Origin of the sequence: Pseudolactococcus reticulitermitis (genome assembly GCF_002260845.1) — a bacterium.
Classification (GTDB): Bacteria; Bacillota; Bacilli; order Lactobacillales; family Streptococcaceae; genus Pseudolactococcus; species Pseudolactococcus reticulitermitis.
This window is the reverse complement of sequence record NZ_BEDT01000001.1, coordinates 317,709-343,461: the sequence shown is the minus strand read 5'-3', so window position 1 is coordinate 343,461 and position 25,753 is coordinate 317,709. Positions and strand designations below refer to the sequence as shown.

Here is a 25,753-nt window from a genome sequence, read left to right as displayed (position 1 = left end):
AAACCTATTGACAAGGTTATTAAAGCATGATAATATATAAGTGAGATGTATGGTGGTAGGTACCAGTTAAGGAAATTAACTCGCTTTACTAGATTTAGAACCATAAATTTCTCGGGGTGTTTAATGATTTTAGATGATTTGAAAAGGAGGAGTATGAAATGATTGGATGTATATTGACGGGGCATGGGTCTTTTGCAACAGGACTGAGTGGTGCACTCGAAATGATTGCAGGACAACAAGAAAATTTTGAAACTGTGTGCTTTTTAGAAGAAAAATCTTTGGAAACGTTTTCTGAAGATATGCGACAGGCAATGTCAGAGCTACGTCAAAAATGCTCAGGTGTCATCGTTTTCTCAGACTTATTAGGTGGGACACCATTTCGGACGGCGATGATTGAAGCACAAGCGTTTGAGGATGTTGAAGTCATTGCCGGTGCTAACTTGCCAATATTGTTAGAATCGATGGTGCTACGATATGGTGCTGAGAGCTTAGCTGATTTTATTGCGATGGCATTGGAGGCGGGGAAAAACGGCTTAGTCCATGCGCAGCTACCACAAGAGTCTGAAATGCAAACGGTCGACGACGAAGAGGGAGGAATTTAATGATGTGGGAATCAATCTTAGCCTCATCAATCACCTTGATTGGCTTCATTGTCATATTTATTATCATTTATTACCTGTTCAGTTTGACAAAAATGAAGAAGCAAAAGAAATATTTTGCAGACTTACATACTGGCTTAGCTGTGGGTCAAAAAGTGCAATTATCTAATGGTATCTTTGGAGTAATTAGAACGGTCGGAAAAGAGACAGTCGATATTGAAATTAAATCGGGTGCCATTATGGAAGTGTCACGTTACGCGATTTCACAAATTATTGTGTAATCAATTTAGCATATATCTGGGAGGATAGTAAGATGGGTGAACCTAATATTTTATTAACAAGAATTGACAATCGTCTCATTCATGGTCAAGTTGCAACGCAATGGAATGGGACATTAGGTGCCAATTTGATTTTAGTCGCTAATGACAAGGTGGCTGGAGACAAAACGCGTCAAGGTTTAATGGATATGGCAGCACCGGCAGGTGTCCAAACACGTTATTTCACTTTAGAAAAAACGATTGAGATTATTCATAAGGCAGCACCTCGCCAAAAGATTTTCATCATTTGTGAAAATCCAGAAGATGTCTTGACATTGGTAAGAGGGGGTGTGCCCATCAAAAAATTGAATATTGGTAATATGCATATGGCTGAAGGCAAACGACAAGTTGCAACAACGGTCGCAGTTGACGACACAGATGTTGCAGCGTTTAGAGAACTCAAAGAGAAAGGAGTAGCACTTGAAATTCGCCGAGTACCAACAACGGCGGCTGAGGACTCTGAAAAGTTGTTTAGTTAAGGTTTTTTCTAAAAACAAGACTGCGGCTATATCGTCAAATCTTGTGGCTAGTCTCTAACTTTAACTTTTGGTTATATTGACTATACTGGGGTGTGATCACACACTCTAAAACCTATCGTATAGGAGGGAACGAAAATGGATTATAATATTTTACAAATTTTACTCATTTTTCTCATCACATTCATTGCAGCAATCGATCAGTTCAGTTTCTTAGAATCTTTGTATCAACCGATTGTTACGGGTATGGTTGTTGGTTTGATTCTGGGTGACTTACAAACTGGTCTGATTGTCGGTGGGACATATCAGTTAATGACTATCGGTAACATGCCGGTTGGAGGCGCTCAACCACCGAATGCCGTTATTGGCGGTATCATGGCAGCAGTCCTTGCCATTACCTTGAAATTGGAACCAACTGTAGCAGTTGCAACAGCCATTCCATTCTCACTGTTAGGTCAATATGCCGTGACGTTACTTTTCTCTTTGATGTCACCAGTGATGTCAATTGCAGATCGCTATGCACATGAAGCGAATCCAAAAGGGATCGACAAAATCAACTATCTTGCTATGGCAGCAATTGGTGCAGCATTTGGTCTCGTTGTGACATTATTCTTTATCGGCGGTGCGACGTTTGGTCAACAAGTTGTTGATGCCATTCCAAAATGGTTGATGGGCGGTCTCGGTGCTGCTGGTGGTATGATGCGCTATGTCGGCTTTGCCATTCTCTTAAAAGTAATGGTTTCAAAAGAGATGTGGGGCTTCTATTTCATGGGCTTCGGCTTGGCAACAATCGTCATGGCAGCCCCAAGCTTATCAGGTCCAGCACTCATTATCTTAGCATTTATCGGATTTGCAATCGCTTTCTGGGATTATCAAATTCAAGCAAAATTCAAAGTAGCAACAGCTAATCAAAGTGATTTTGGAGGTGAAGAAGATGGCATATAACATTCCAGATAATTATCAAAACTTAACACCCTCTGAACCATTGGATAAAAAAACATTAAATAAAATGGTTTGGCGTTCCTTATTCTTGCAAGCTTCTTTCAACTATGAAAGAATGCAGGCAGCCGGCTGGTTATATGGTATCTTACCAGGGCTGAAAAAAATTCACAAAGATAACAAAGATGACTTAGCAGCATCCATGAGTCATAACTTGGAGTTCTTTAATACCCATCCATTCTTGGTAACTTTTGTAATGGGGATTATTCTTTCGCTCGAGCAAAATAAAACAGATATTCCAACCATCCGTGCGGTTCGTGTGGCAGCCATGGGACCTCTTGGCGGTATCGGAGATGCCCTCTTCTGGTTCACGTTAGTGCCAATCACAGCTGGTATCACATCAAACATGGCAATTGATGGCAACATCGCAGGGCCATTCATCTTCTTACTTGTCTTCAATATTGCACAATTTGCCATTCGTTGGTACTTAATGCACTGGTCCTACAAGCTGGGCACAAATGCGATTTCAGTTTTGACGGAGAATGCCAAAGAATTCACACGTGCCGCAAGTATTTTGGGGATTTTCATTGTTGGCTCACTAACTTGTGTGTACGGTTCAACAAAATTGGGTCTAGAAATTCCAAATGGGACAACCAATGAAGCCACCGCCATTACGACGGTAGTCAGCAAAGAAGGTCTTGAAAGATACGGCGAAAAACTCTATGTCGATGGTGATGAAGAGACTTTCCAAGAAGGGGCATCTGTCAAAGATTTAGGCACTGGCGATTATCAAATCACTTACAATGATTACAATAAAGTACCAGTGAAAATCAATATTCAAGAAATCTTGGATGGTATTTTGCCACAAATCATTCCGTTGGCATTGACTCTGTTGCTTTATCTCTTGATGGCTAAGAAAAGCTTTACACCACTTAAATGTATTGGTCTGTTGCTCATTCTCGGCTTGTTAGGTTCTGGTCTTGGTATCTGGCCATCCATCTGGCCTCAATAATACTGACCTTAACAGTAATGTCAGCAATTGTTTCTAAGGAAGCTCTGTCGAGTCCTATAACAATTTAAGTCAAATAAGTTGATATCTATATATCTTTAAAGCGGATTATAGTATAATCTTGTTAGTGGTCATAACCACGTACAAGGAGGAATTGATATGGTAAGGTCAAATAGAAAGCGACCATTGTATGATCAATTAGTTGATCTGCTAAAAGGAAAGATAGAAAACGAACTTGAACCCGATTCTATGTTGCCCTCAGAGCGAGACTTGGTTGAGCAATATGGTGTCAGCCGGACAACTGTTCGACAGGCTTTGCAAGAATTAGAGCAAATGAATTACATTTATCGCCGGCACGGCAAAGGAACATTTGTTTCGGATTTAAAAAATCATACGGCAAATTTATCAGGTGCCTATAGTTTTACAGATCAGATGAAATCTTTAGGGAGAACCCCAGAAACAAAAATTTTGTTATACCGTGTGGTTGAAGCCAGTAAATATTTTGCAGATAAATTAAATGTTTCTTTAGGTGAGAAACTGATCAAAATTAAACGATTGAGACTTGCCGACGGTGTCCCGATGATGCTGGAAAGAACTTATCTGCCTTTGAAGCTATTTCTATCCTTGACAGAAGAAACGTTGGCTAAAAAGCCACTTTATGAGATTTTTTCTGAAGATTATGGTCAAATCGTCAAACTGGCCGAGGAAGAATTTTATGCAGGCATTGCACGGCTTAATGACAGTGGATTTCTGGGTATTCATGAAGGAACCCCTGTCTTAAATCTCGTGAGGACGACCTATAATTCAAAAAATGAAATTATAGAGTATACCTTGAGTGTGGCGAGGGGCGACCAATTCAAGTATAAAACAGTCCATCTGAGATCCTAATCAGAAAAAATCAACACCTTTAAGTTTGATCATTATGATTGTCAAACTCACATAGTCAATACTCACATGCCTAGTCTAAAAGACAAGGCATGTGCTACATAGCCTGGTATTCTAGCTATGATGCTCATCAAAGTATTTGAAAGTAAAGGTACACATGAGCGTGTCAGGCCACTTATGATGACCTATATCAAGGGAGGAAAGAAAATGTTTAACTATTCAACGGAAGAACTAGAAAAATTAGGGGCTAGCCATACAACGCGTGAAATCAAGCAACAACCCCAAGTCTGGTTAGAAGCCTTTGAAAATTTCATGGCTCAAAAATCAGAGATTGCTGCTTTCTTAGCGAAAGTTAAAGCAGCAACGACAGGTAGCGTTAGAGTGATTTTCACTGGAGCAGGCACCTCTTGTTATGTTGGCGATACCATCACACCTTACTTAAATCGTCAGGGTGATACAGGTTTTACCTATGAAAGTGTTGCGACAACTGATATTGTTGGGAGTCCGTTAGATTATTTACGTCCTGATGATTTGACAGTTCTAGTCTCATTTGCTCGAAGTGGTAATAGTCCTGAAAGTGTTGCAGCTGTTGAGATTGCCAATCAAGTTGTTAAAAATATTTACCACATTTCCATCACGTGTGCGAAGGCAGGTATGCTTGCCAAGGCTGCCGAAAATGATGATAATAATCTGTTATTATTACAACCAGAAGCATCGCTTGACTTAGGTTTTGCCATGACAAGTAGTTTTAGTTGTATGATGTTAACCGCTTTACTCGTCTTTGATACAGCAGCCGAAGCTGACAAAGAACTTTATGTGAAGACGATGGCTACCATAGCAGCAGACATCATCAATCGGGAATGTGACATTGCAGATATTATCAACCGTGACTTCAATCGGATTATTTATCTGGGGACAGGTGCTTTGGCTGGCTTGACACGTGAAGCACAATTAAAAGTATTGGAATTAACAGCTGGTCAAGTGGCGACCATCTTTGACTCGTCTTTAGGTTTCCGTCACGGTCCAAAATCATTTATCAATGAAAAAACCTTGGTCTTTGATTTCGTCAATAATGATACGTATGCCAGACAATATGATCTCGATATGCTAAACGAAATGGATCAAGATGGGATTGCTAATTCAGTGATTGCCATTGCCCAACCAAAAGTCGGACAAGATTTTGCTGGTGAAACCATTGAATTTGAAAAAGGCTTGCCACTTCTGCCGGAGGCCTATGTTGCCTTTCCTTGTATCGTCGTGGCACAAATCATTTCTTTATTGACCTCAATCAAAGTCGGGAATACGCCAGATACACCATCAGCAACTGGCACTGTTAACCGCGTTGTGCAGGGTGTTACCATTCATTCATTTGAGAATTAATCATCAGAAAAGCGAGGGAGTAAAGTGAGCAAATATTATCTACATGCAGACCGTTTCTTCTTGCCAAGTTCGGTTGAGATGGGTGGTTATTTAGCAGTTGAAGATGGTGTCTTCGGTGCTTATACCAAAGAAAAACCAGTGGGGGATATCCTTGATTACTCAGGTAAATGGCTAGCGCCGGGTCTTGTGGATACACATATTCACGGTTATCATGGTCATGATGTCATGGATCATGATGTGGCAGGTCTTGAGGCGATTTCCCAAGGCCTGCTAAGTTGCGGTGTCACAAGCTTTTTACCGAGTACCTTGACATCAACGGTTGAGATTTTAAACGATGTCTGTGAGACGATTGGGCAACATCATCAAGAGGTAACAGGTGCGAAAATTCAGGGCATTTTCTTTGAAGGACCGTTCTTTACTGAAAAACATAAAGGCGCTCAGAACCCAAGTTATTTCACAGATCCAGATTTGGCTGTCTTTAAAAAGTGGCAAGACCTGTCTGGTGGTATGATTAAAAAAATTGCGATTGCACCAGAAAGAGAGGGGGCAGCCGAATTTACAGCGGCGCTGGTCAATGAAGGTGTTAGCGTTGCCTTGGGGCACAGTGATGCGACTTATGAGCAAGCCAAAGCTTCTGTCGAAGCCGGCGCGAGTGTCTTCGTCCATACTTATAATGGCATGAGTGGTTTGAGCCATCGGGAACCCGGCATGGTTGGCGCAGCGATGACATCAGCTGGTACCGTTGCGGAGCTGATTTGTGACGGACACCATGTGCATCCAGTTGCAGCTAAGGCGTTGATTCAGGCGAAAACACCTGACAATATCGCCCTGATTACAGACTGTATGCGGGCAGGTGGCATGCCAGATGGCGATTACTTCCTGGGAGAATTTCCAGTGATTGTGAAGGACGGCGCAGCGCGTTTGAAAAATGGTGGCAGTTTAGCTGGCAGCATCTTGCGATTATTTGAAGGTGTCAAAAATGTCGTCGATTGGAATTTAGCAACAGTAGCGGATGCGATTTATATGGCAACAGAAGTACCAGCTAGAAGTTGTCACATTGACCATGTTTGCGGTAGCATTCGTCTAGGACGAGCAGCAGATTTCATCATCTTATCAGATAAACTTGACCTAGAAGAAACGTATTTAGACGGCGTGTCTGTCTATCAAAAAGGATAGGGGGCTAATGATGATTGTCACAGTCACGATGAATCCATCAATTGACATTGCCTATCCCTTAGCAGACTTTAAGCTAGATACGGTCAATCGTTGTGAGGCAGCGCGTAAAACGGCAGGTGGGAAAGGCTTGAATGTCAGCCGTATCTTGCACCAATTAGATGAGCCACTCAGGGCAACGGGCTTGCTTGGCGGTGCTTTAGGCGAATTTATCAAGCGTAACTTAGCTGAAGCAGGCATTGCTTATACTTTTTCTGAAATCGCACAGGAAACTCGAAACTGTATCGCCATTTTACACAATGGTGAACAGACTGAGATTTTGGAAAGTGGTCCAACGGTATCTGAAGCGGAGTTAGTAAACTTTCACCATATTTTAAAGGACTTGCTAAAAGAAGCGACAGTCTTAGCCATTTCTGGCTCGCTCCCTAAGGGGGCACCGACTGATTTTTACAATCAGCTCTTGGATATGGCGCATGACAAGCATATTCCAGTCGTGCTAGATACGTCTGGAGCATCGCTATTAGCGGCAGTGCAACATGCGCATCAACCCTACCTCATTAAGCCAAACGCTGAGGAAGTCGCAAGTCTATTAGGCATCTCAGAAATCACAAATTTGACAGAACTGAAAAACAGTTTACAGTCTGAACTTTTACGTGAGATTCCAGTCATTGTTGTGTCTTTGGGTTCAGACGGCGCGTTGGTCAAGGCTGGCGAAAAAATTTACAAGGTCGATATTCCAAAAATTGAGGTTAAAAATCCTGTTGGTTCTGGTGATTCAACCGTTGCCGGCTTAGTTTCCGGCATTTACCACAAGCAACCCCTAACAGATTATGTGAAGAAAGCCATGGTTCTGGGGATGTTAAATGCGCAAGAAGCCACGACAGGATATGTCAATCTAGCAAACTATGACAACTTTTACCGGCAAATCAAGGTTTCGGAAGTTGAGTCATGAACTAAAAGAATGAAGAGGGAACTTTGAGCGGACGAAGTGTCAGCGCAGGTCAAGTGTCAAGATTTCATGCAATGAAATCATAGAAAGGGAAAAAATATGTTAGTCACAAGTAAAGAAATGATTTTGAAAGCCCAAGCAGGGCATTATGCCGTTGGTGCTTTCAATATCGAAAATATGGAAATGGCGATGGCGGCGGTCAAGGCAGCAGAAGATTTAAATGCGCCAATTATCTTGCAGACAACGCCGGGGACAGTTGACTACGCGACCTTAGAACTGTATTTTGCGAATGTAAAAGCAATCGCAGATAAGGCGAAAGTCCCAGTTGCCATTCATTTGGACCATGGGTCAAGTTTTGAATTGGCGATGCAAGCCTTACACGCCGGCTATACCTCTATTATGATTGATGGTAGTCACTTGCCATTTGATGAAAATGTGTCAGTCAGTCGTCGTGTTGTTGAGGCTTGTCATCCCAATGACATTCCGGTTGAGGCAGAACTGGGTAAAGTCGGTGGTAAAGAAGATAAGCTCGATGGTGGTTCTAACAATCCTTATACAGAACCAGACGAAGCAAAAGCATTTGTCGCACAAACAGATGTGGACTTTCTTGCCATTGCAGTCGGCACAATTCATGGGATTTACAAAGGTGAGCCGAAGATTGATATGGTACGTCTGAGCGAAATTCGTCAGGTCGTCGATATCCCGCTTGTTTTACATGGCACATCTGGTGTCCCTGATGATCAAGTTCGAGAAGCCATCAAACGTGGCATTTGTAAGGTCAATTATGCGACGGACTTACGGATTGCGTATACTAAGGGGGCGCGTGCCAATTTGGCAGATGAGCAAGTCATCGACCCTAAAAAATACGGCGAAGCTGGGATGAAAGAAGTCTATGCTTTAGTCGCAGACAAAATTAAAGTTGTCGGTAGCGATCACAAAGCTTAAATGTGTCAGGAAAGGCAGGCAGGAATGATGTTAAACCAAGCAAATAAAAAACAAACACTTATCAAAGTGAGCCATCCTGCCAAAGTTGTTACAGCGTAACCCATACCTTTTCAGATACACATAACGCCAACCTGAAACAGTCGCAAGTCGCTGGGGAGCACTGGAACTGTGAGGGCGCAACACCAACTTTTGAATGTCAACACGATTTAATAATGCTTGCATCTTATAGTATACTACAGATTAGCGTGTGAAACTTTCAAAATTACCATAAAAATAAGCAGTACCTGATTGCCGATTCTTTCGGGAATTAGGTGCTGTTTTTGATGCCTAAAAGTCAGGATTAAGATTTGGCGGGAAATAAGAGCGATAGTTGTTTATTGATATTTGTTTATTATTGTATAATAACGAAAACAATGTATCAGACCTCTCTGAGATAGCTTACCGTAAAGGATAGGCTATCTTTTTTGCCTGTGATGTTTGTACAAGCAGTAAAAAAGTTTTACACGAGCAGTAAAAAATAATTGTATTAGCAGTAGTGAAAAATTGTATGAGCTATAGCAAAATAGTCTATTAGCTGTAACCCAAAATTGTATGAGCGATAACAAAAATCATGTCGGTAGTCACGCCCACATGATTTGATACGTTGAGGGTAGGTTGGTGAACTTTAAAACTCACGGCCACCATTTTCCCGCAAGAAAGCCTGCAAGACCTGATTGGTTTCATCAGGATTTTCAGCATAGGGGAGATGACCAGCACCTTTGGCTAGGAAGCTTTGCGCATGTTGGGCGTTCTCGACATAATATGCCATTAATTGCGTTGGGAAAAGTGGCGACAGCTCGCCAGAGATAAATAAAATCGGGCATGTCGTTTGTTTGAGCACATCTCGGTAATCTTTCGTCAGTAGGTCGAGCAATAGTGGCTCGGTTTGCTCGAAATGAAAGGCTTGATTGCCCCGCATCATTTTGCGCAGCAAATCCGTGTTGATTTTCTTTTGAGTCAAGGCAAGATTGGCCAAAGTCGTATTGGCTTCAGTCAGTGTCTGCCATGTCAAGCCAGTCATGCCAAGCTGCCAGTCGGGGGTGTTGATAGGCTTGGGACTGCTATCAATAAAGGTCACGCTCTTAACATGGTTATCGCCAAATAAACTGAGATACTCAAAAGCAACCCCACACCCCATGGAATGACTGATGAGATGATAGCTTGCCAGTTGTAGCAAATCAACCATTTCCTTGATGTCTTTGGCAAGCCGACTGATGCGCAGACCAGAAAGTACTGCAGCATTTTTCCCGTGACCGCGTTTATCCAGATGCAGACAACGAAAGCCGTGTTCACTGAAAAAATCAGTCTGAGCCGACCAACTGTATTCATGACCCGAATAGCCCGCGATAAAAATAATCGGCGTCCCCTCGCCAATGCTTGAAAATATTAGGTCTATACCATCACTTGTGGTAAAATTCAATTTGCTTTCCGCCTTATTTTTTCTTGTCTCTCTATTATAAACAAAAAGTTTGTGTAATTTCCAGTCAAATTAGTTGAAAAATGACTGAAAACAATGAATAATAGAAGATGGAAAGCGATTTCAATTGGTCATCTGGCAAGATGCTGAGTGTGCAATTGAAATCAAAAAAGAGAGGGGATTAGTTAATGCGATATTTCGTAAACAAAAACAGGACGGCACCATTCAACATCGCGATGGATGAATGGCTACTGACTCATTTAAAACCTGAGGCGCCTGTTTTTTCTTTATGGCAAAATAATAATGCCGTCATCGTTGGGAAGCATCAAAATACCTATGAAGAAGTCAACGAAGCCGTCGTCAAAGAAAAAAACATTGAAGTCATCCGTCGTGTCACAGGCGGCGGTGCTGTTTACCATGATTTGGGAAATTTGAATTTTACCTTTATTATTCCAGTCGCACGACCAGAAGATGTGGACTGGAAAGTTTTCGTCCAACCGGTTGTCGATGCCCTACACAAATTAGGCATTCCAGTCGAGATTACCGGTCGAAATGATTTAGTTTTAAATGGCAAAAAAATCAGCGGCAATGCTCAACGTTATCAAGATGGTTATCTCATGCATCACGGCACACTCATGTTCGATGTGGATGTTGAGACCATGGTGCGTGTCTTGAATGTGAGCGATGAAAAATTCATCTCGAAAGCGGTTAAAAGTGTCAGAAGCCGTGTCGGCAGTATCAAACAATACGCGCCAGACTTGACGATTGAAGATTTCCAAGCAGCCCTGACAGCTGAGCTGAGCCGCAACGGTCAAGACCAACCCATTCAATTAACCGAAGCACAATTAAATGAAATCAAAACCTTAGAAAAAGAAAAATTCTCAACTTGGGAATGGAACTACGGCGAAAGTCCAGCCTTTAATTACCATGCGCATGAAAAATTTGCAGGGGGTATCTTAGATATGAAAGCAGACATCGTCCAAGGTATCATTCAAGACATTCATTTTGGTGGTGATTTCTTGGGTGTGGCAGATATCGAAAGATTGATCCCACAGCTCATCGGTGTCCCATTTGAAGAGGCAACCATTCGAGAAATCTTGGTTGCCAATCAAGATAAGCAATACTTTGGTACGATTTCAAATGACGAAGTGCTGTCACTCATTAACGATTGATAGTTTAAAGGAGGCAAAATATGACAAGTCAAGCATTAGAAATTTTAAATTTCGAACAACAATTGCAAGTACAAGATGATAGTTTTAAAGAACTGAGCATCTTGGATAAAGACGGCAATATCATCGACGAAGCTGGTTTTGAAGCAGCTGAATTATCGGATGACCAATTGGTTGAACTCATGAAACGCATGATTAAACAATTGGTCTTAAATGAACGGAGTGTCAAATTAGCCAAACAAGGTCGACTAGGTTTTGTGGCACCAACACGTGGGCAAGAAGCCAGCCAAACAGCGACAAGTTTCGCCTTTAACGATGCGGATTACTTGATGCCAGGTTACCGGGATATTCCCCAAATGATTCACAAAGGTTTCCCGATTTATAAAGCCTTTCTCTGGAGCCGTGGCCATCAAGAAGGGAACTTGATGGAGGGGATTAATACTTGGTTCCCACAAATCATCATCGGCGCCCAATTCGTCGAAGCAGCAGGTATCGGTCTTGGCATGAAAAAACGGCAACTGGATGCGTGTGCCTATACTTATACAGGCGATGGTGGCTCATCACAGGGTGATACCTACGAAGGGATGAATATTGCTGGTGCTTTTAAGGCAAATGCTGTCTTCATCATCCAAAATAATGGTTATGCCATTTCGACACCACGTAAAGTGCAAACAGCAGCACCCCATCTTGCCTCTAAAGGTTGGGGTGCAGGGCTGCCAAGTATCGTCGTTGACGGGATGGATGCCATTGCTTGCTATCTCGCGGCTAAAAAAGCACGCGAATGGACAGTCGCCGGCAATGGTCCTGTTCTGATTGAAACCTTGACTGACCGACTGGAGCCACATTCCATGAGTGGGGATGATCCTTTACGTTATCGGACAAAAGAATCAATCGAAGAATGGCAAAAACTTGAACCACTCATCCGCATGCGTATCTTTCTAGAAAATAAAAAGCTCTGGAGCGAAGCGATTGAGTCAGACTATAAAGACGAAGTGAATGCAGAAATTGATGACGCTGTGAAACAAGCGGATAATGTTCAGAAACAAAAAGTGTCAGAATTTATCGCAACTACTTTTGAGCAACCCGGTTTTGTACAAGCAGAACAAATCGAAAAATTCAGAGAGGCGGGCAAATAAATGGCAGTCAAAACTTATATCGCAGCGATTACAGAAGCGTTAGACTTAGCGCTTGAACACGATGACAATGTCCTCATTTTCGGCGAAGACGTCGGTAAAAATGGTGGTGTTTTCCGAGCAACAGATGGTTTAAACCAAAAGTATGGAGACGAACGCGTCTTTGATACCCCCTTGGCTGAAAGTGCCATCGGTGGTTTGGCTATCGGTTTGACCACACAAAACTTCCGACCTATTATGGAAATCCAATTTTTCGGTTTTATCTTTGAAGTCATGGATTCACTTTCAGGTCAAATGGCACGGAATCGTTTCCGTTTCCACGGGACACGTCATTTTCCAATTGTTGTCCGTGCGCCTTATGGTGGTGGGACACACACACCGGAAATGCACGCGGATAACTTGGAGGGGTTGATGGCGCAGACACCTGGCTTGCGTGTTGTCATGCCAAGTAACCCAGCAGATGCTAAAGGTCTCTTGCTTTCAGCGATTGAATCCAACGACCCAGTCGTTTACCTAGAAAACCTCAAACTTTATCGCTCTATCAAAGGCGAAGTGCCAGAGGGCTATTACACAACGCCTTTAGATCAAGCAGCTGTTGCGAAAGCAGGTGACGACATCACCATTATCACCTACGGTGGCATGGTGCCAGTTTGTTTGAAAGCAGCAGAAACGCTGGAAAAAGAGGGGATTCATGCCGAGGTGCTTGATTTGCGGACAGTGAGCCCGTTAGACATCGAAACAATCGGGAAATCCGTTGAAAAAACAGGTCGTGTTGTGGTCGCGCAAGAAGCCCAACGTCAAGCAGGGATTGCCAGTGCCGTGATGGCGGAAATTTCTGAGCGTTTCATCATGAGTTTGGAAGCGCCAATCGGTCGCGTTTCAGCACCAGATAGTGTTTATCCATTCGGTGCAGCTGAAAATGACTGGTTACCACAGGTTGATGACGTGATTGCGTCAGTTAAAAATGTTTTATCTTATGAATAAAGAAAAAAGGTGTTAAACCGCGTTTAGCGTCGTATGAAAATAGGCAATCACACGGTTCGGCGTTTACGCCGGTTCTGTGATTGATCTTTTTCACTATAGCATTGTAGTTGCCACTTTAGTGGCTTATGGAAAAGCTATTGGCAACGTGCCTTGGCGATTTATCGCTTAGGCGTTGACAGGCGTTGCGGTTTATAAACTAGATTAGGGGAGTAGTAAAATGACAGAAATTTTTCGAATGCCAGATGTCGGCGAGGGCATGCACGAAGGGGAGATTGCCAGCTGGTTAGTCAAAGTTGGCGATACGATTCAGGTAGATGATGCCCTAGCAGAAATTCAGAATGATAAATTGCTACAAGAAATTTTATCACCTTACAGTGGTCAAATTACAAAATTGTTCGTTGAAGCGGGAACAGTCGTTGAAGTTGGCGCACCGTTGATCGAATTTGACGGGGACGGTTCAGGTGCTAGTGCAGGTGATGCAACACCTGCCCCAGTAGCAGAAGTGTCGCCAGCTGTACCAGCACCGATTGCGGCGATTGAGGCAGCAGTTGCTAAAGATGACGTCGTGCCAGTTGAAGCAGTTAAGACAGCACCCGTGATTGCGGGTAAAGTCCGCGCCATGCCAACGGTTCGCCGTTTTGCTCGTCAAAATAACATTGATTTGACAACCGTTGCGGCAACAGGTCGTCACGGCAACTTGACTTTAGATGATGTGAAGCATGCCTTGAACGGCACTGGTGCAACTATTGCCCCAGTCGCAGCAGAAGTAGCACCTCTTGCTGAAGCAGCAGCGGTTGCCGAAACGGCAGCGCCAGACAGCGCACCAGCTGAAAAAGCAGGTCGCGTGCCAATGACACCAATCAGAAAAGCGATTGCGCGGAACATGACCAGCCAAAAACAAAATGTCCCACACGTCACTTTGTTTGAACAAGTCGAAGTGTCTAAATTGATGGCACACCGTGCGACATTTAAAGAGGTCGCGTTGCAGCAAGATGTTAAATTGACTTACATGGCCTATGTTGCCAAAGCCTTGGCATCCTTGATGAAACGTTTCCCTGATTTGAATGCCCATGTAGATATGGCGAAATCAGAAATCGTTTACCCAGAAGGCATCCATGTTGGGATTGCAGTTGACACACCAAACGGTTTATTTGTACCAGTTGTTAAACATGCGGATCAAAAATCAATCCTTGCAATCGCTAAAGAAATTGCAGAATTGGCAGTCCGTGCACGCGATGGTAAATTAACACCAGACGTGGCTTCAGGTTCAACGATTACCATTTCAAACATCGGTAGTGCAAGAGGTAACTGGTTTACACCCGTTATCAATGTCAATGAAGCGGCAATCCTAGGCTTGGGCACCATTGCCAAAGAGCCAATCGTCAATGAAGCAGGCGAAATCGTCGTGGGCAACATGATGAAATTATCCTTGTCATTCGACCACCGGCTCATCGATGGGATGTTAGCACAAAGCGCCATGAATGACTTGAAAAAAATGCTGCATGATCCAGCATATATGCTGATGGAGGTTTAATGGAATGGTTGTAGGAAGTCAAGCAAAAAGTGTTGAAACAATCGTTATCGGAAGTGGCCCTGGCGGCTATGTCGCAGCTATCCGAGCTGCTGAATTGGGTCAAAAAGTCACGATTATTGAACGGGATGCCATCGGTGGTGTCTGTCTCAATATCGGCTGTATCCCATCTAAAGCGTTGATTAATGCAGGTCATGCCTATTATAGTCAAAACCACCAAATGGATAGCATCATGGGGGTGCAGTCTAAAGGCGCAACTTTGGACTGGGCAGCAACACAAAAATGGAAAAATGAAAAAGTGGTCAATACCTTAACAGGTGGCGTTGCCATGCTTTTGAAAAAACATAAAATTGACATTGTCCGTGGCGAAGCCCGTTTCAATGACAATCAAGTGGTCAATGTCATTTCTGAAGATGACAGCCATCTCTTGGAATTTGAAAAATGTATCATTGCGACAGGTAGCCGGCCGATTGAAATTCCTGGCTTTGCTTTTAAAGGCCGTGTCGTCAATTCCACGGGTGCGCTTAGTTTGCCTGAAGTGCCAAAACACCTTGTTGTCATCGGTGGCGGTGTCATCGGGAGTGAGTTAGCAGGTGCTTATGCCAACCTTGGCTCAAAAGTCACGATTTTAGAAGGTCTGCCCCATATCTTAAATGGTTTTGACAAAGAAATGTATAGCTTTGTTGTTGACGACTTTAAAGAAAAAGGCGTCGACATCATTACTAATGCCAAAGCTAAAGCAGCGGTTCAAGATGAGAACTCTATCAAAGTGATTTACGAAGTCGACGGTCAAGAAGTTGAAATCGAGGCAGATTATTGCTTGGTTTCAGTCGGCAGAAAACCGAATACAGATGAACTTGGTCTGAATACAACGGATGTAAAATTAACAGATCGTGGGCAAATCATTGTCAATGACCAGCAACAAACAAGCGTACCGCATATTTATGCCATCGGTGATATCGTTGAAGGTCCAATGTTGGCGCACAAAGCCAGCTATGAAGCCAAAGTCGCGGCAGCAAATGTCGCTGGTGAGGACATGAGAAACTGCGCGATTTCAATTCCTGCAGTCGCTTACTGTGATCCAGAATTGGCGACAATGGGTGAAACCATTGACACAGCAAAGGAAAAGAACTTGGACTTCATGGTCAGCAAATTCCCATTTGCAGCCAATGGTCGTGCGATTACGATGAATGCGACGAAAGGCTTTATCCGAATTTTGAGTGATAAAGCAACGCGCGTCGTCATCGGTGCGCAAATCGCTGGACCCGGTGCCAGCGACTTGATTAGTGAGTTTGCCCTTGCCATTGAAAATGGTCTGACAACAGAAGACATCTCAATGACTGTCCATCCTCATCCAACACTTGGTGAAGCAATCATGGACACAAGTGAGCTGGCTGACGGTGTGCCGATTCATATTTGATGTAAAATAAAATAAGTTCCTCTTATCTTGAAAGTAAGATAAGAGGAACTTATTTTTTAATACATTTAAAAAAGAATAAAGATTAAATTTTGACATAAAACACTTTATATAATAAAATAATGATACAGTTGGTGCTAAGGCGGCAATTGTGTTATCTTTACTAAATAAAAATATAAGGAGAAATAAAAAATGGACTTAAATTTCAAATTACTAGGTACACCACCTATGCCGTGGTTTGATGATGATGATTTAAATCTATTAACAATATTTTTAAATGAGATGTATGACGACCGTTTAGAAAAAGAATTACTTTATGATTTAGACCATTGGAATGAAAAACCAGAGAATGACCATTGGAATAGTGATGAATGGTATTTAGAAGTTAATGAGAACGATACTGTAACAATCGCTGATATAAATGATGAAGAGGAAGATTATGACCCAAGTGTGGTTCTACCACCTGTTACCTTGACAATCACAGAACTAAAAGAAGTCCTTTTGAGATATCGAAAAGAGATAAAAGAATTGCGACAGTCTAGAAATAATGTTTGAAAAATATATCATCAGAACAGACAGAAAAAAACACCAAAATATTCGTTTTTAAAAACGTTATATTCTGGTGTTTTTTCTGTCTATATTTCGGTAATTTAAGAAATGTTAATCTGTAACTTTCATCTCAATCTGTCATTTTAGTCCAAAGTCCCAAGCATACCCTTAAACTCAGCAATTGACGCATAGCCTTTCGCTTCTAAAATTGCCAGCAATTCAGCAGTTAAACGCTCAAAGACCCCAAGGCCTTCTTTTTCAAGCTGTGTCCCAACTTGAAGCATAGAAGCGCCACAAAGCAAATGTTCATAGGCATCACGCCCAGTCAAAATCCCACCAGTCCCGATGATTTCGATACTTGGGTTCAGACGTTGCTTCAGGGCACGGACATTGGCAAGGGCAGTCGGTTTGACGTATTCGCCACCGATGCCGCCAAAACCACCTTTAGGTTTAATAACTACCGTGTCAGTGGCTTCATCAATATACAAGCCATTACCGATAGAATTGATACAGTTGACAAATTTAAGGTCAAATTGATTGAGGACGGCCGCAATTTTATCAAAGTGCATGATGTCAAAATAAGGTGGTAATTTCACCCCAAAAGGCTTGGTATAGAAGGCAAAAATTTCAGTTAAGAGTTTGTCCGTATCTTCAAAATCATAGGCCATTTGTGGCTTGCCAGGGACATTAGGGCAAGATAAATTCAATTCAACCAGTCCAGTATAGTCACTCTCTTGAATTTTGCGCATATTGGCTACATATTCATTGAAGCCTTGATAAGAGGCAACGCTCATCACAAAAGGTTGGTCTGGATGGCTGGCTTGACGCTTAATCGCGTCATCAAGATAGTAATCTAAGCCTAGATTTGGCAATCCCATAGAATTGATACTACCCAGATCAACATTGACATAACGCGGCTCAGGATTGCCTTCGCGCGCCTCTGCCGTCGCAGACTTGGTCACAAAGGAACCCGCTGCAGAATCTGCGAGCGCATCGAGTTCTGTCGTCGTCATACAATGCACGCCAGAAGCGTTCATAAAAGGATTGTCATAAGTATGACCGTAGAAAGTGGCTTGTAAAGTTGGCATAATTTTCTCCTATATATAATAATGAAATAAAAAGTAATGAGTTGAGGTGAAGTCGAATTGGTCACTTTAAAGTTTCATAACCATTTCAATATCAGTCATCTCAAATCCTATTTTTTGATAGACATGAATCGCTCTTTTGTTTTTACCAAAAACATGTCGTTTAACTGCTTGACACTGCAACTTTTTAGCTTCAAGGGCGAGCAATTTTAAAGCTGTTGAGCCGTAACCCAAGTCTTGAAAATCTGGGTAGACACCAATATCTAAAATATAAGCAGTGGTAGGGACTTCGTCAGTTATCGTTGCCCAAATATTGCCGACAATTTGATCGTCTACCATCATTTCATAAAAATAATGTTGAGGTGTTTGATAGCCATCGGGTAATATCGTGTTCAGCTCTTGTTCTGATAACTGATAAGATTCGGTCTGGGACCATTCTCCATTTTCTACTTTACCTTTGGCAAATTCCTTAATCGCAGCAATTTTCCAGCTTTCAAAGCGCTCCAACTGCATTTTTATTAGTTGCATATCGTCACCCAATACCACTCTAATCATATATTTTAAATCTAGTTTAACAAAATATTTGCTTTAAAACAAAAAACGACGAAAATAAATCGCCATTTTTTATTTTTATAACTTATACCGCAATCTCATCAAAAATCGCTTTAACCGTCGTGATTTCATTAATCCGGTAACCATTAGTCCCAGAGAAAATCAAGCCCATATCCGTGTTATGCTCGACAGAATTGAGCAAAGCCTCGCTGATACAGTAAGGAATCGTCTTACGGTCGCACAGCTTATGCTGCAAGCAGTTCAAACAGCCAGCAATCGGAATAATCGGCGTTTTCGGTGCCTCTTGCGCCTTGTAGGCCGCGACACCCTTGGTAATGGTGTCAGTAAATTGATTATCAATCGCACGCCCCGGTAAGCCAACAGGGGATGTCGTCAAATGAATATCATCTTCGGTCGCTTTCAGGAAACGGTCTTTAAAGTCATCGGGGGCATCACACTCCTCTGTGCCAATGAAACGCGTCGCCATTTGCACGCCTGAACAGCCCAAGTTGAGATAGTGATCAATATCAGAACGATCCCAAACGCCCCCTGCGAAAATCACAGGGATTTTCATATCAAATTTGTCTTCGTATTCCTTAACGTGTGCAATGATTTTAACGATTTCATCGTCCATGCCCAGGATGGCTTCTTCGATTTGGTCCGCTTTAAAGCCGAGGTGACCACCAGCTTTAGGGCCTTCAATGACAACGAAGTCAGCCGTTCGGTTATATTTTTTAGCCCAATTTCGTAAAATAAGTTTGGCAGCCTTAACAGATGAGACAATCGGTGCAATCTTTGTCTTGGCATCACCCACCAAATCAGGCAAGTTCATCGGTAGACCAGCGCCAGAAATGATCACATCAGCACCAGCTTCGACCGTTGCTCGCACCACATCATCATAACGGAAACTCGCGACCATGACGTTGAAACCGAGAATGCCACCCTTAGCATAGCTACGGGCTTTATCCAATTGTTTTTTGATGGTTTGCAGGTTGGTTCTGACAGAAGCGCGTTTAAAATTCTCTTCTTGGAAACCAATTTGGGCAGTGGATAAGATACCAATCCCGCCTTCGGCAGCAACAGAGCCTGCCAGTCTATTGAGGGAAATCCCAATCCCCATACCACCTTGAATGACAGGGATTTTCGCTGTCAAGTCGCCTATTTTAAGTTCTGGTAGTTTCATTATTCTTCCTCTTGTAGATATAATCATGATTATATTTTTAGTGGTTATGACAACTAGATAATCTAAACCACATAATTTATTTTAACAAAAATTACTTGATTGTCAAACTATTTTTTAAACAAAATTTTTCTTGACAGCCAAAAAATATCTTGATATAATTTGATAGTCAAACAACTTGACAGTCAAAACGATATTCGTGAAAGGGACTATGGTTGATGGTAGATTATACAAAAATAAATAAATATCTCACTCATATTTTCAACAATATTTTGATTGTTGAGGAAGCAACCTTACGGACATCTCGTTTTTCAGATGTGTCGATTAAGGAGATGCACACGATTGACAGTATTGGTGAGGTGGGCATGACGACACCAAGCGATATCGCCAAAGACTTGATGTTGACAGTCGGCACGGTTACCGTGTCACTCAACCGTCTGGAGAAAAAGGGCTACATTGAACGCTATCGGAGTGAACATGACCGGCGTGTGGTCAATGTGTCCTTATCTAGCCGTGGTCGCTTGCTTTATCGCTTGCATCGTAAGTTTCACCGCGAAATGGTTAAACGCTTTGTTGCAGACCTACCAGATGATGACGTGAAAATTTTACAAACAGGTCTGGAAAATCTTCACACATTTTTGGAGGAAATTAAATGACTTTTGCCAAAGTAACGGCAACTGCGCACTATGCACCAGAGCAAGTCGTGACAAATGATGAGTTAAGTCACATCATGGCAACGTCTGATGACTGGATTGCGTCCCGAACAGGGATTCGACAACGCCACATCGTTCAAGATGAAAATACTTCAGACTTAGCTGCCAATGTCGGTCTGCAATTGCTTAAAAAAGCGGCATTAGCAGCTGAAGACCTTGACTTTATCATCGTCGCAACTGTTTCACCAGACGGCAATATGCCTAGTACGGCAAGCCTTGTTCAGGCCAAATTAGGGGCAAGTAAGGCCTTCGCTTTTGATTTAACTGCAGCTTGTAGTGGCTTTGTTTACGCCCTATCTGTCGCGGACAAGTTGCTTGCGAGTGGTGCTTACCGAAACGGGATTGTCATCGGTGCTGAAGTCTTGTCAAAAATTGTCGATTGGTCAGATCGGTCGACAAGCGTGTTATTTGGTGATGGCGCAGGTGGTGTTTTACTCCAAGCGATATCAGAAACACCCTTGATTTTAGCAGAAACGCTAAAATCTGACGGTCAGCGTGGCATGAGTTTGACCAGCCATCTGACGCAACCCAAGTCGCCCTTTTCGACACCTGAGTTATCAGATGATTTATTTTTGAAAATGGATGGTCGTGCGATTTTTGATTTTGCTGTCCGAGATGTCCCTAAAAACATTTTAGAAAGTCTTGAAAAAGCTGAGCTAAGTCCAGATGACATTGATTATCTGCTCTTACATCAAGCCAATTCAAGGATTTTGGATAAAATGGCACGGAAAATCAAAACAGACCGTAGTAAATTTCTGCAAAATATGCAGGCATATGGTAATACAAGTGCCGCCAGCATTCCCATTCTCTTATCAGAAGCGGTTGATGCCGGCACCATTCAATTAGACGGTTCACAAAAATTGGTCTTGACTGGTTTTGGGGGTGGCTTGACATGGGGCACACTTGTTGTTAAAATTTAGGTAATCTTATTGCAAGGATAATGCGCGCGCAGGCGGGACATGTCCTATAGTATATAATAGAAAAATTGGAGATTTAATCATGGCAGTATTTGAAAAAGTTCAAGAAATTATCGTTGAAGAACTCGGTAAAGATGCAAGCGAAATCACGCTTGACACATCATTTGAATCACTTGATGCGGATTCACTTGACATCTTCCAAATCATCAATGAAATTGAAGATGAATACGATATCGCAATCGAAACTGAAGATGGTCTTAACACTGTTGGTGACTTGGTCAAATTCGTAGACGCTAAAATCGCTGAATAACCCATACAAATTCTGAGAGCGTATCATACGTTCTCAAAATTTTTATCCCTATAGTTTGATTATCAAACTATTTTAAAAAACTAAAAATAAATATAAGATGAAAACTAAAATTACTGAACTATTGAACATTGACTATCCAATCTTCCAAGGTGGTATGGCTTGGATTGCTGACGGTGACTTAGCTGGTGCTGTTTCAAAAGCAGGTGGCTTTGGCATCATCGGTGGTGGGAATGCCCCGAAAGACGTGGTCAAAGGTCATATCCAACGTATCCGCGAAATCACGGACAAACCATTTGCGGTGAACATCATGTTGCACTCGCCTTTTGTGGATGACATTGTGGACCTTGTCATTGAAGAAGGGGTTAAAGTCGTGACGACTGGCGCAGGCTCGCCTAAAAAATACATGGAGCGCTTCAAAGCAGCGGGCATGATTGTCATTCCTGTCGTAGCCAGTGTCGCACAAGCTAAATCCATGTCACGAATTGGCGTTGATGCCATTGTCGCTGAGGGCATGGAGGCAGGCGGTCATATCGGTCAATTAACGACGATGACGCTTGTCCGTCAAGTCTCTGACGCTGTGGATTTGCCTGTGATTGCGGCCGGTGGTATTGCTGACGGTAAAGGTATGGCAGCTGGCTTTATGTTGGGTGCTGAGGCAGTCCAAGTCGGCACGCGTTTTATCGTGGCCAAAGAGTCAAATGCCCACCAAAACTATAAAGACAAGGTTTTGAAAGCCAAAGATATTTCGACGGTCGTTTCGGCTAGTCATTTTGGTCATGCCGTTCGCGCCATTAAAAATCAGTTGACAAAAGACTTCGATGCAGCAGAAATGGCTGCTTTCAAACAAGTCGATCCTGATTTGAGTGTCTTTGAAGAAATGGGCGCTGGTAAATTACCAGCCTCAGTCATTCACGGAGACGTTGATAACGGCTCAGTCATGGCAGGTCAAATCGCTGGTCTCGTTCGTAAAGAAGAAACGGCTGAAGAAATCATCTTGGACTTATATAACGGCTTCCAAGCAGAAATTAAAGCTGCTGCTAAATGGTTGGATTAAAAACTGGAATTATTGGAGACAAGCATGACAAAAACGGGTCTTTTATTTGCGGGACAAGGTGCCCAAAAATTAGGTATGGCACGCGATTTATATGACAATTTTGAGAGTGTCAAAGCAACATATGATGAAGCATCTGAAATGCTTGGCTACGATTTACGTCAGCTGATTGATGCCGACGCTGACAAATTAGGGGAAACCAAATACACACAGCCAGCGATTTTGACGACATCTGTCGCCATTTTACGTTTGCTAGAAGCGCACCATATCGCTTATGATGTGGTCGCAGGTCTTTCCTTGGGTGAGTATTCAGCACTCGTCGCAAGTGGCAGCTTACCATTCGCCGACGCAGTAAGGCTCATCGCTAAACGCGGTCAGTACATGGCAGACGCAGCCCCGACAGGTTCGGGTAAAATGGTTGCTGTCATGAATACAGCGGCTGACGTGATTGAGACGGCTTGCCAACAAGCCTCAGCTAAGGGGATTGTGAGCCCAGCCAACTATAACACGCCGGGGCAAATCGTCATCGGTGGCGAAGTCGCAGCGGTTGATGCAGCGGTTGACCTGTTGACAGCAGCAGGCGTGAAACGGATGATTCCTTTGAAAGTTTCAGGGCCTTTCCATACCGCCTTGCTTGAGCCAGCATCTGAAAAATTAGCAGTTGCACTAGAAACAGTGGCCTTTAAACCTTTTGCCAAACCATTGATTTCGAACACAACCGCAGAAGTCATGGCATTTGAGGACATCAAAGCTTTGTTGACGCGTCAAGTTATGGAACCTGTTAAATTTTACGACTCTGTTGAAACGATGCTTAACATGGGCGTGACAGACTTTATCGAAATCGGACCCGGTAAGACTTTATCAGGCTTTGTCAAGAAAATCGATAAGACCGTCAGCACCACACATGTCGAAGATTTAGCAACATTACAGGCAATTTTGGAGAAATAAATCATGGAAATTACAAATAAAAATGTCTTCATCACCGGCTCAACACGTGGGATTGGTCTTGCCATTGCCCACCATTTTGCCGCACATGGGGCGAATATCGTCCTCAATGGTCGTTCTGAGATTACGTCAGAACTGATTGGCGAGTTTGACCCCTACGATGTGCAAGTTGTCGGTGTTTCAGGTGATGTCAGTGATGCTGAGGATGCTAAACGCATGATTCAAGCAGCAACTGAAACGCTTGGTAGTGTGGATGTTTTGATTAATAATGCGGGTATCACAGCAGATAAACTTATGTTAAAAATGACAGCAGATGATTTTGATCGCGTGCTGAAAATTAACCTGACGGGTGCTTTTAACATGACACAGGCTGTCTTGAAACCGATGACCAAAGCGCGTCAAGGGGCGATTATCAACATGACCTCTGTCGTTGGTTTGATTGGTAATGTCGGACAAGCCAACTACGCTGCTTCAAAAGCTGGGTTAATTGGTCTGACTAAATCGGTTGCGCGCGAAGTCGCGAGCCGTAATATTCGGGTCAACGCCATTGCACCAGGGTTTATCGAAAGTGATATGACCGCTGTTTTATCTGATAAAGTGAAAGACGCCATGAAAGCACAAATTCCGATGAAACGTTTTGGTAGCACAGAAGAAATCGCGACGGCTGCTTTGTTTGTCGCAACCCAAGAATACATCACAGGTCAGACCATTGCCATTGACGGTGGCATGGTGATGCAATAAATATCAAACTTAAAAAAGGCTCTAGTGTCAGGCTTGCAGGATTTTAGCAGCCTTATCTTGAGCGCTTATCTACATATAATGAGGAGTAGTCACATGACAAATCGTGTCGTTATTACAGGTTATGGCATTACATCGCCGATTGGGAACACCCCTGAAGCATTTTGGGCAAATCTTGAAGCTGGTAACAGCGGAATTGATACCATCAAAAAATTTGATGCGACAGCGACTGGGATTAGCGTTGCTGGCGAGGTCAAAGATTTTCCTTTTGATAAATATTTCGTGCATAAAGATAAAAAACGCATGGATACGTTTAGTCTCTATGCTGTTTATACAGCGCTTGAAGCCCTGACTATGGCTGGCATTGATCCAGAAGATACCGACCTTAACCATGACCGTTTTGGTGCGATTATCGGCTCTGGTATCGGTGGTTTGCCAGTCATTCAGGAACAAGGCGCACGTCTTGCCACACGTGGTCCTAAACGCGTGGCACCACTTTTCGTGCCGCTTTCTATTGCCAACATGGCGACAGGTAATGTGGCCTTGCGCGTGAAAGCAAATGGTGTGAGCCGTTCAGAAGTGACAGCCTGTGCAGCGGGTACAAATGCCATTGGGTCAGCCTTCCGTGAAATCAAACATGGCTATGCAGATGTCATGTTGGCAGGTGGGACTGAAGCAGCAATTTGTGAATTTGGTGTGGCTGGTTTTGCTAATTTGACAGCTTTGACCACTGAAACGGATCCAAAACGTGCGTCAATTCCTTTTGATAAAGACCGTTCTGGCTTTGTTTTAGGCGAAGGCTCAGGTGTTTTGGTGCTTGAAAGTCTGGCACACGCCCAAGCGCGTGGTGCCAATATCTTGGCTGAAATCGTGGGTTATGGTTCAACCAATGATGCCCACCATATGACAACACCACTTCCTGACGGTTCAGGTGCGGCTAAAGCCATGCAACTTGCCCTTGATGAGGCGGGTATCCAACCAAGTGACGTCGGTTATATCAACGCGCACGGCACATCAACGCAAGCCAATGAAAAAGGCGAAGCACTTGCCATTCACACGGTTTTCGGCGATGATGAAAATGTTCTCGTTTCCTCAACGAAAGCTTTGACAGGTCACGCCCTTGGTGGCGCTGGCGGTATCGAGGCCGTTGCAACCCTGCAAGCCATCCTCAATCAATACGCACCTGTCAACGCTGGTACGACTGAACTGGACGAAAACACTTCAGTTATCAACGTCGTCTTGGGTCAAGGGAAAAAACATGACATCAACTATGCTATCTCCAACTCACTTGGTTTCGGTGGTCACAATGCCGTCATTGCCCTTAAAAAATGGGAGGGTGAATAAAACTCAT

Annotated in this window: 27 protein-coding genes; 23 read left to right on the top strand and 4 right to left on the bottom strand. The window is 43.0% G+C overall.

Translation table 11 applies throughout. The features are described 5' to 3' along the window. Positions 1–158: 158 nt before the first annotated feature. The 10 genes from agaF (at position 159) to RsY01_RS01555 (ending at position 8,672) form a co-directional block, all read left to right on the top strand. Entirely contained in the window at positions 159–602 is a 444-nt protein-coding gene (agaF, locus tag RsY01_RS01600) for a PTS galactosamine/N-acetylgalactosamine transporter subunit IIA (protein WP_094783814.1), read from the top strand. Beyond that, positions 602–880 carry a preprotein translocase subunit YajC gene (gene yajC / locus RsY01_RS01595; RefSeq protein WP_238594929.1) on the top strand — a complete coding sequence of 93 codons (279 nt, stop codon included), beginning with the start codon at positions 602–604 and terminating at the stop codon, positions 878–880. The genes agaF and yajC overlap by 1 nt, the downstream gene beginning before the upstream one ends. A 32-nt stretch (positions 881–912) precedes the next feature. Beyond that, a complete protein-coding gene (agaV, locus tag RsY01_RS01590; RefSeq protein WP_094783813.1) occupies positions 913–1,395 on the top strand; it encodes a PTS N-acetylgalactosamine transporter subunit IIB in 483 nt (160 codons plus the stop codon). Positions 1,396–1,530: 135 nt separating this feature from the next. Continuing rightward, positions 1,531–2,337, top strand: coding sequence for a PTS mannose/fructose/sorbose/N-acetylgalactosamine transporter subunit IIC (locus RsY01_RS01585; protein ID WP_094783812.1), 807 nt, complete (start codon positions 1,531–1,533; stop codon positions 2,335–2,337). Continuing rightward, positions 2,327–3,343, top strand: coding sequence for a PTS system mannose/fructose/sorbose family transporter subunit IID (locus RsY01_RS01580; RefSeq protein WP_094783811.1), 1,017 nt, complete (start codon positions 2,327–2,329; stop codon positions 3,341–3,343). The genes RsY01_RS01585 and RsY01_RS01580 overlap by 11 nt, the downstream gene beginning before the upstream one ends. Positions 3,344–3,499: 156 nt before the next feature. After that, positions 3,500–4,228, top strand: a complete 729-nt coding sequence (locus RsY01_RS01575) for a GntR family transcriptional regulator (RefSeq protein WP_094783810.1) — start codon at positions 3,500–3,502, stop codon at positions 4,226–4,228. Positions 4,229–4,432: 204 nt separating this feature from the next. Continuing rightward, entirely contained in the window at positions 4,433–5,605 is a 1,173-nt protein-coding gene (locus RsY01_RS01570; RefSeq protein ID WP_094783809.1) for an SIS domain-containing protein, read from the top strand. A 78-nt stretch (positions 5,606–5,683) separates the two neighbouring features. Beyond that, on the top strand, positions 5,684–6,781 hold the full coding sequence (nagA, locus tag RsY01_RS01565; protein WP_094784221.1) for an N-acetylglucosamine-6-phosphate deacetylase: 1,098 nt from the start codon (positions 5,684–5,686) through the stop codon (positions 6,779–6,781). Positions 6,782–6,791: 10 nt separating this feature from the next. Beyond that, entirely contained in the window at positions 6,792–7,730 is a 939-nt protein-coding gene (locus tag RsY01_RS01560; protein ID WP_094783808.1) for a hexose kinase, read from the top strand. A 96-nt stretch (positions 7,731–7,826) separates the two neighbouring features. After that, the gene (locus tag RsY01_RS01555; RefSeq protein WP_094783807.1) at positions 7,827–8,672 is read left to right on the top strand and encodes a class II fructose-bisphosphate aldolase; all 846 of its coding nucleotides are present in this window, start codon (positions 7,827–7,829) and stop codon (positions 8,670–8,672) included. 664 nt (positions 8,673–9,336) lie between these two features. Here RsY01_RS01555 and RsY01_RS01550 read toward each other — a convergent pair. After that, positions 9,337–10,131 carry an alpha/beta fold hydrolase gene (locus RsY01_RS01550; protein ID WP_094783806.1) on the bottom strand — a complete coding sequence of 265 codons (795 nt, stop codon included), beginning with the start codon at positions 10,129–10,131 and terminating at the stop codon, positions 9,337–9,339. Between the two features lie 185 nt (positions 10,132–10,316). Here RsY01_RS01550 and lplA point away from each other — a divergent pair, with 185 nt between their 5' ends. The 6 genes from lplA (at position 10,317) to RsY01_RS01520 (ending at position 16,917) form a co-directional block, all read left to right on the top strand. Continuing rightward, a complete protein-coding gene (gene lplA / locus RsY01_RS01545) occupies positions 10,317–11,300 on the top strand; it encodes a lipoate--protein ligase (RefSeq protein WP_094783805.1) in 984 nt (327 codons plus the stop codon). A 20-nt stretch (positions 11,301–11,320) separates the two neighbouring features. Then, the gene (locus tag RsY01_RS01540; RefSeq protein WP_094783804.1) at positions 11,321–12,433 is read left to right on the top strand and encodes a thiamine pyrophosphate-dependent enzyme; all 1,113 of its coding nucleotides are present in this window, start codon (positions 11,321–11,323) and stop codon (positions 12,431–12,433) included. Beyond that, a complete protein-coding gene (locus RsY01_RS01535; protein WP_094783803.1) occupies positions 12,434–13,414 on the top strand; it encodes an alpha-ketoacid dehydrogenase subunit beta in 981 nt (326 codons plus the stop codon). A 217-nt stretch (positions 13,415–13,631) separates the two neighbouring features. Beyond that, a complete protein-coding gene (locus RsY01_RS01530; protein WP_094783802.1) occupies positions 13,632–14,948 on the top strand; it encodes a dihydrolipoamide acetyltransferase family protein in 1,317 nt (438 codons plus the stop codon). Between the two features lie 4 nt (positions 14,949–14,952). Continuing rightward, positions 14,953–16,365, top strand: coding sequence for a dihydrolipoyl dehydrogenase (lpdA, locus tag RsY01_RS01525; RefSeq protein WP_094783801.1), 1,413 nt, complete (start codon positions 14,953–14,955; stop codon positions 16,363–16,365). 189 nt (positions 16,366–16,554) lie between these two features. Further along, positions 16,555–16,917, top strand: a complete 363-nt coding sequence (locus RsY01_RS01520; protein ID WP_094783800.1) for a hypothetical protein — start codon at positions 16,555–16,557, stop codon at positions 16,915–16,917. Between the two features lie 137 nt (positions 16,918–17,054). On the opposite strand, the gene RsY01_RS01515 is transcribed toward RsY01_RS01520, so the two are convergent. The 3 genes from RsY01_RS01515 to RsY01_RS01505 form a co-directional block, all read right to left on the bottom strand. Then, on the bottom strand, positions 17,055–17,999 hold the full coding sequence (locus tag RsY01_RS01515) for a dihydroorotate oxidase (RefSeq protein ID WP_094783799.1): 945 nt from the start codon (positions 17,997–17,999) through the stop codon (positions 17,055–17,057). Positions 18,000–18,065: 66 nt separating this feature from the next. After that, positions 18,066–18,524, bottom strand: coding sequence for a GNAT family N-acetyltransferase (locus RsY01_RS01510; protein WP_157905757.1), 459 nt, complete (start codon positions 18,522–18,524; stop codon positions 18,066–18,068). A gap of 109 nt (positions 18,525–18,633) precedes the next feature. Next, positions 18,634–19,731 carry an NAD(P)H-dependent flavin oxidoreductase gene (locus tag RsY01_RS01505; protein ID WP_094783797.1) on the bottom strand — a complete coding sequence of 366 codons (1,098 nt, stop codon included), beginning with the start codon at positions 19,729–19,731 and terminating at the stop codon, positions 18,634–18,636. A 215-nt stretch (positions 19,732–19,946) separates the two neighbouring features. Here RsY01_RS01505 and fabT point away from each other — a divergent pair, with 215 nt between their 5' ends. The 7 genes from fabT (at position 19,947) to fabF (ending at position 25,746) form a co-directional block, all read left to right on the top strand. Continuing rightward, positions 19,947–20,384: a fatty acid biosynthesis transcriptional regulator FabT gene (gene fabT, locus RsY01_RS01500; RefSeq protein ID WP_094783796.1), complete on the top strand. Its 438-nt coding sequence runs from the start codon at positions 19,947–19,949 to the stop codon at positions 20,382–20,384. Continuing rightward, positions 20,381–21,361, top strand: coding sequence for a beta-ketoacyl-ACP synthase III (locus RsY01_RS01495; protein WP_094783795.1), 981 nt, complete (start codon positions 20,381–20,383; stop codon positions 21,359–21,361). The genes fabT and RsY01_RS01495 overlap by 4 nt, the downstream gene beginning before the upstream one ends. A gap of 79 nt (positions 21,362–21,440) precedes the next feature. Next, the gene (locus tag RsY01_RS01490) at positions 21,441–21,668 is read left to right on the top strand and encodes an acyl carrier protein (protein ID WP_094783794.1); all 228 of its coding nucleotides are present in this window, start codon (positions 21,441–21,443) and stop codon (positions 21,666–21,668) included. A 97-nt stretch (positions 21,669–21,765) separates the two neighbouring features. Then, positions 21,766–22,722 (top strand): enoyl-[acyl-carrier-protein] reductase FabK, encoded by a 957-nt coding sequence (gene fabK, locus RsY01_RS01485; protein WP_094783793.1) that lies wholly within the window; start codon positions 21,766–21,768, stop codon positions 22,720–22,722. A 24-nt stretch (positions 22,723–22,746) separates the two neighbouring features. Then, positions 22,747–23,667, top strand: coding sequence for an ACP S-malonyltransferase (gene fabD / locus RsY01_RS01480; protein WP_094783792.1), 921 nt, complete (start codon positions 22,747–22,749; stop codon positions 23,665–23,667). Positions 23,668–23,670: 3 nt separating this feature from the next. Beyond that, entirely contained in the window at positions 23,671–24,405 is a 735-nt protein-coding gene (fabG, locus tag RsY01_RS01475; RefSeq protein WP_094783791.1) for a 3-oxoacyl-[acyl-carrier-protein] reductase, read from the top strand. A gap of 93 nt (positions 24,406–24,498) precedes the next feature. Continuing rightward, on the top strand, positions 24,499–25,746 hold the full coding sequence (fabF, locus tag RsY01_RS01470) for a beta-ketoacyl-ACP synthase II (protein WP_094783790.1): 1,248 nt from the start codon (positions 24,499–24,501) through the stop codon (positions 25,744–25,746). The last annotated feature ends 7 nt before the right edge of the window (positions 25,747–25,753 follow it).

Coding starts and splice junctions, on each gene's coding strand:
- agaF (WP_094783814.1), top strand. CDS start 159: ATGATTGGATGTATATTGACGGGGCATGGGTCTTTTGCAACAGGACTG.
- yajC (WP_238594929.1), top strand. CDS start 602: ATGATGTGGGAATCAATCTTAGCCTCATCAATCACCTTGATTGGCTTC.
- agaV (WP_094783813.1), top strand. CDS start 913: ATGGGTGAACCTAATATTTTATTAACAAGAATTGACAATCGTCTCATT.
- RsY01_RS01585 (WP_094783812.1), top strand. CDS start 1,531: ATGGATTATAATATTTTACAAATTTTACTCATTTTTCTCATCACATTC.
- RsY01_RS01580 (WP_094783811.1), top strand. CDS start 2,327: ATGGCATATAACATTCCAGATAATTATCAAAACTTAACACCCTCTGAA.
- RsY01_RS01575 (WP_094783810.1), top strand. CDS start 3,500: ATGGTAAGGTCAAATAGAAAGCGACCATTGTATGATCAATTAGTTGAT.
- RsY01_RS01570 (WP_094783809.1), top strand. CDS start 4,433: ATGTTTAACTATTCAACGGAAGAACTAGAAAAATTAGGGGCTAGCCAT.
- nagA (WP_094784221.1), top strand. CDS start 5,684: ATGGGTGGTTATTTAGCAGTTGAAGATGGTGTCTTCGGTGCTTATACC.
- RsY01_RS01560 (WP_094783808.1), top strand. CDS start 6,792: ATGATTGTCACAGTCACGATGAATCCATCAATTGACATTGCCTATCCC.
- RsY01_RS01555 (WP_094783807.1), top strand. CDS start 7,827: ATGTTAGTCACAAGTAAAGAAATGATTTTGAAAGCCCAAGCAGGGCAT.
- lplA (WP_094783805.1), top strand. CDS start 10,317: ATGCGATATTTCGTAAACAAAAACAGGACGGCACCATTCAACATCGCG.
- RsY01_RS01540 (WP_094783804.1), top strand. CDS start 11,321: ATGACAAGTCAAGCATTAGAAATTTTAAATTTCGAACAACAATTGCAA.
- RsY01_RS01535 (WP_094783803.1), top strand. CDS start 12,434: ATGGCAGTCAAAACTTATATCGCAGCGATTACAGAAGCGTTAGACTTA.
- RsY01_RS01530 (WP_094783802.1), top strand. CDS start 13,632: ATGACAGAAATTTTTCGAATGCCAGATGTCGGCGAGGGCATGCACGAA.
- lpdA (WP_094783801.1), top strand. CDS start 14,953: ATGGTTGTAGGAAGTCAAGCAAAAAGTGTTGAAACAATCGTTATCGGA.
- RsY01_RS01520 (WP_094783800.1), top strand. CDS start 16,555: ATGGACTTAAATTTCAAATTACTAGGTACACCACCTATGCCGTGGTTT.
- RsY01_RS01515 (WP_094783799.1), bottom strand. CDS start 17,999: ATGCCAACTTTACAAGCCACTTTCTACGGTCATACTTATGACAATCCT.
- RsY01_RS01510 (WP_157905757.1), bottom strand. CDS start 18,524: ATGCAACTAATAAAAATGCAGTTGGAGCGCTTTGAAAGCTGGAAAATT.
- RsY01_RS01505 (WP_094783797.1), bottom strand. CDS start 19,731: ATGAAACTACCAGAACTTAAAATAGGCGACTTGACAGCGAAAATCCCT.
- fabT (WP_094783796.1), top strand. CDS start 19,947: ATGGTAGATTATACAAAAATAAATAAATATCTCACTCATATTTTCAAC.
- RsY01_RS01495 (WP_094783795.1), top strand. CDS start 20,381: ATGACTTTTGCCAAAGTAACGGCAACTGCGCACTATGCACCAGAGCAA.
- RsY01_RS01490 (WP_094783794.1), top strand. CDS start 21,441: ATGGCAGTATTTGAAAAAGTTCAAGAAATTATCGTTGAAGAACTCGGT.
- fabK (WP_094783793.1), top strand. CDS start 21,766: ATGAAAACTAAAATTACTGAACTATTGAACATTGACTATCCAATCTTC.
- fabD (WP_094783792.1), top strand. CDS start 22,747: ATGACAAAAACGGGTCTTTTATTTGCGGGACAAGGTGCCCAAAAATTA.
- fabG (WP_094783791.1), top strand. CDS start 23,671: ATGGAAATTACAAATAAAAATGTCTTCATCACCGGCTCAACACGTGGG.
- fabF (WP_094783790.1), top strand. CDS start 24,499: ATGACAAATCGTGTCGTTATTACAGGTTATGGCATTACATCGCCGATT.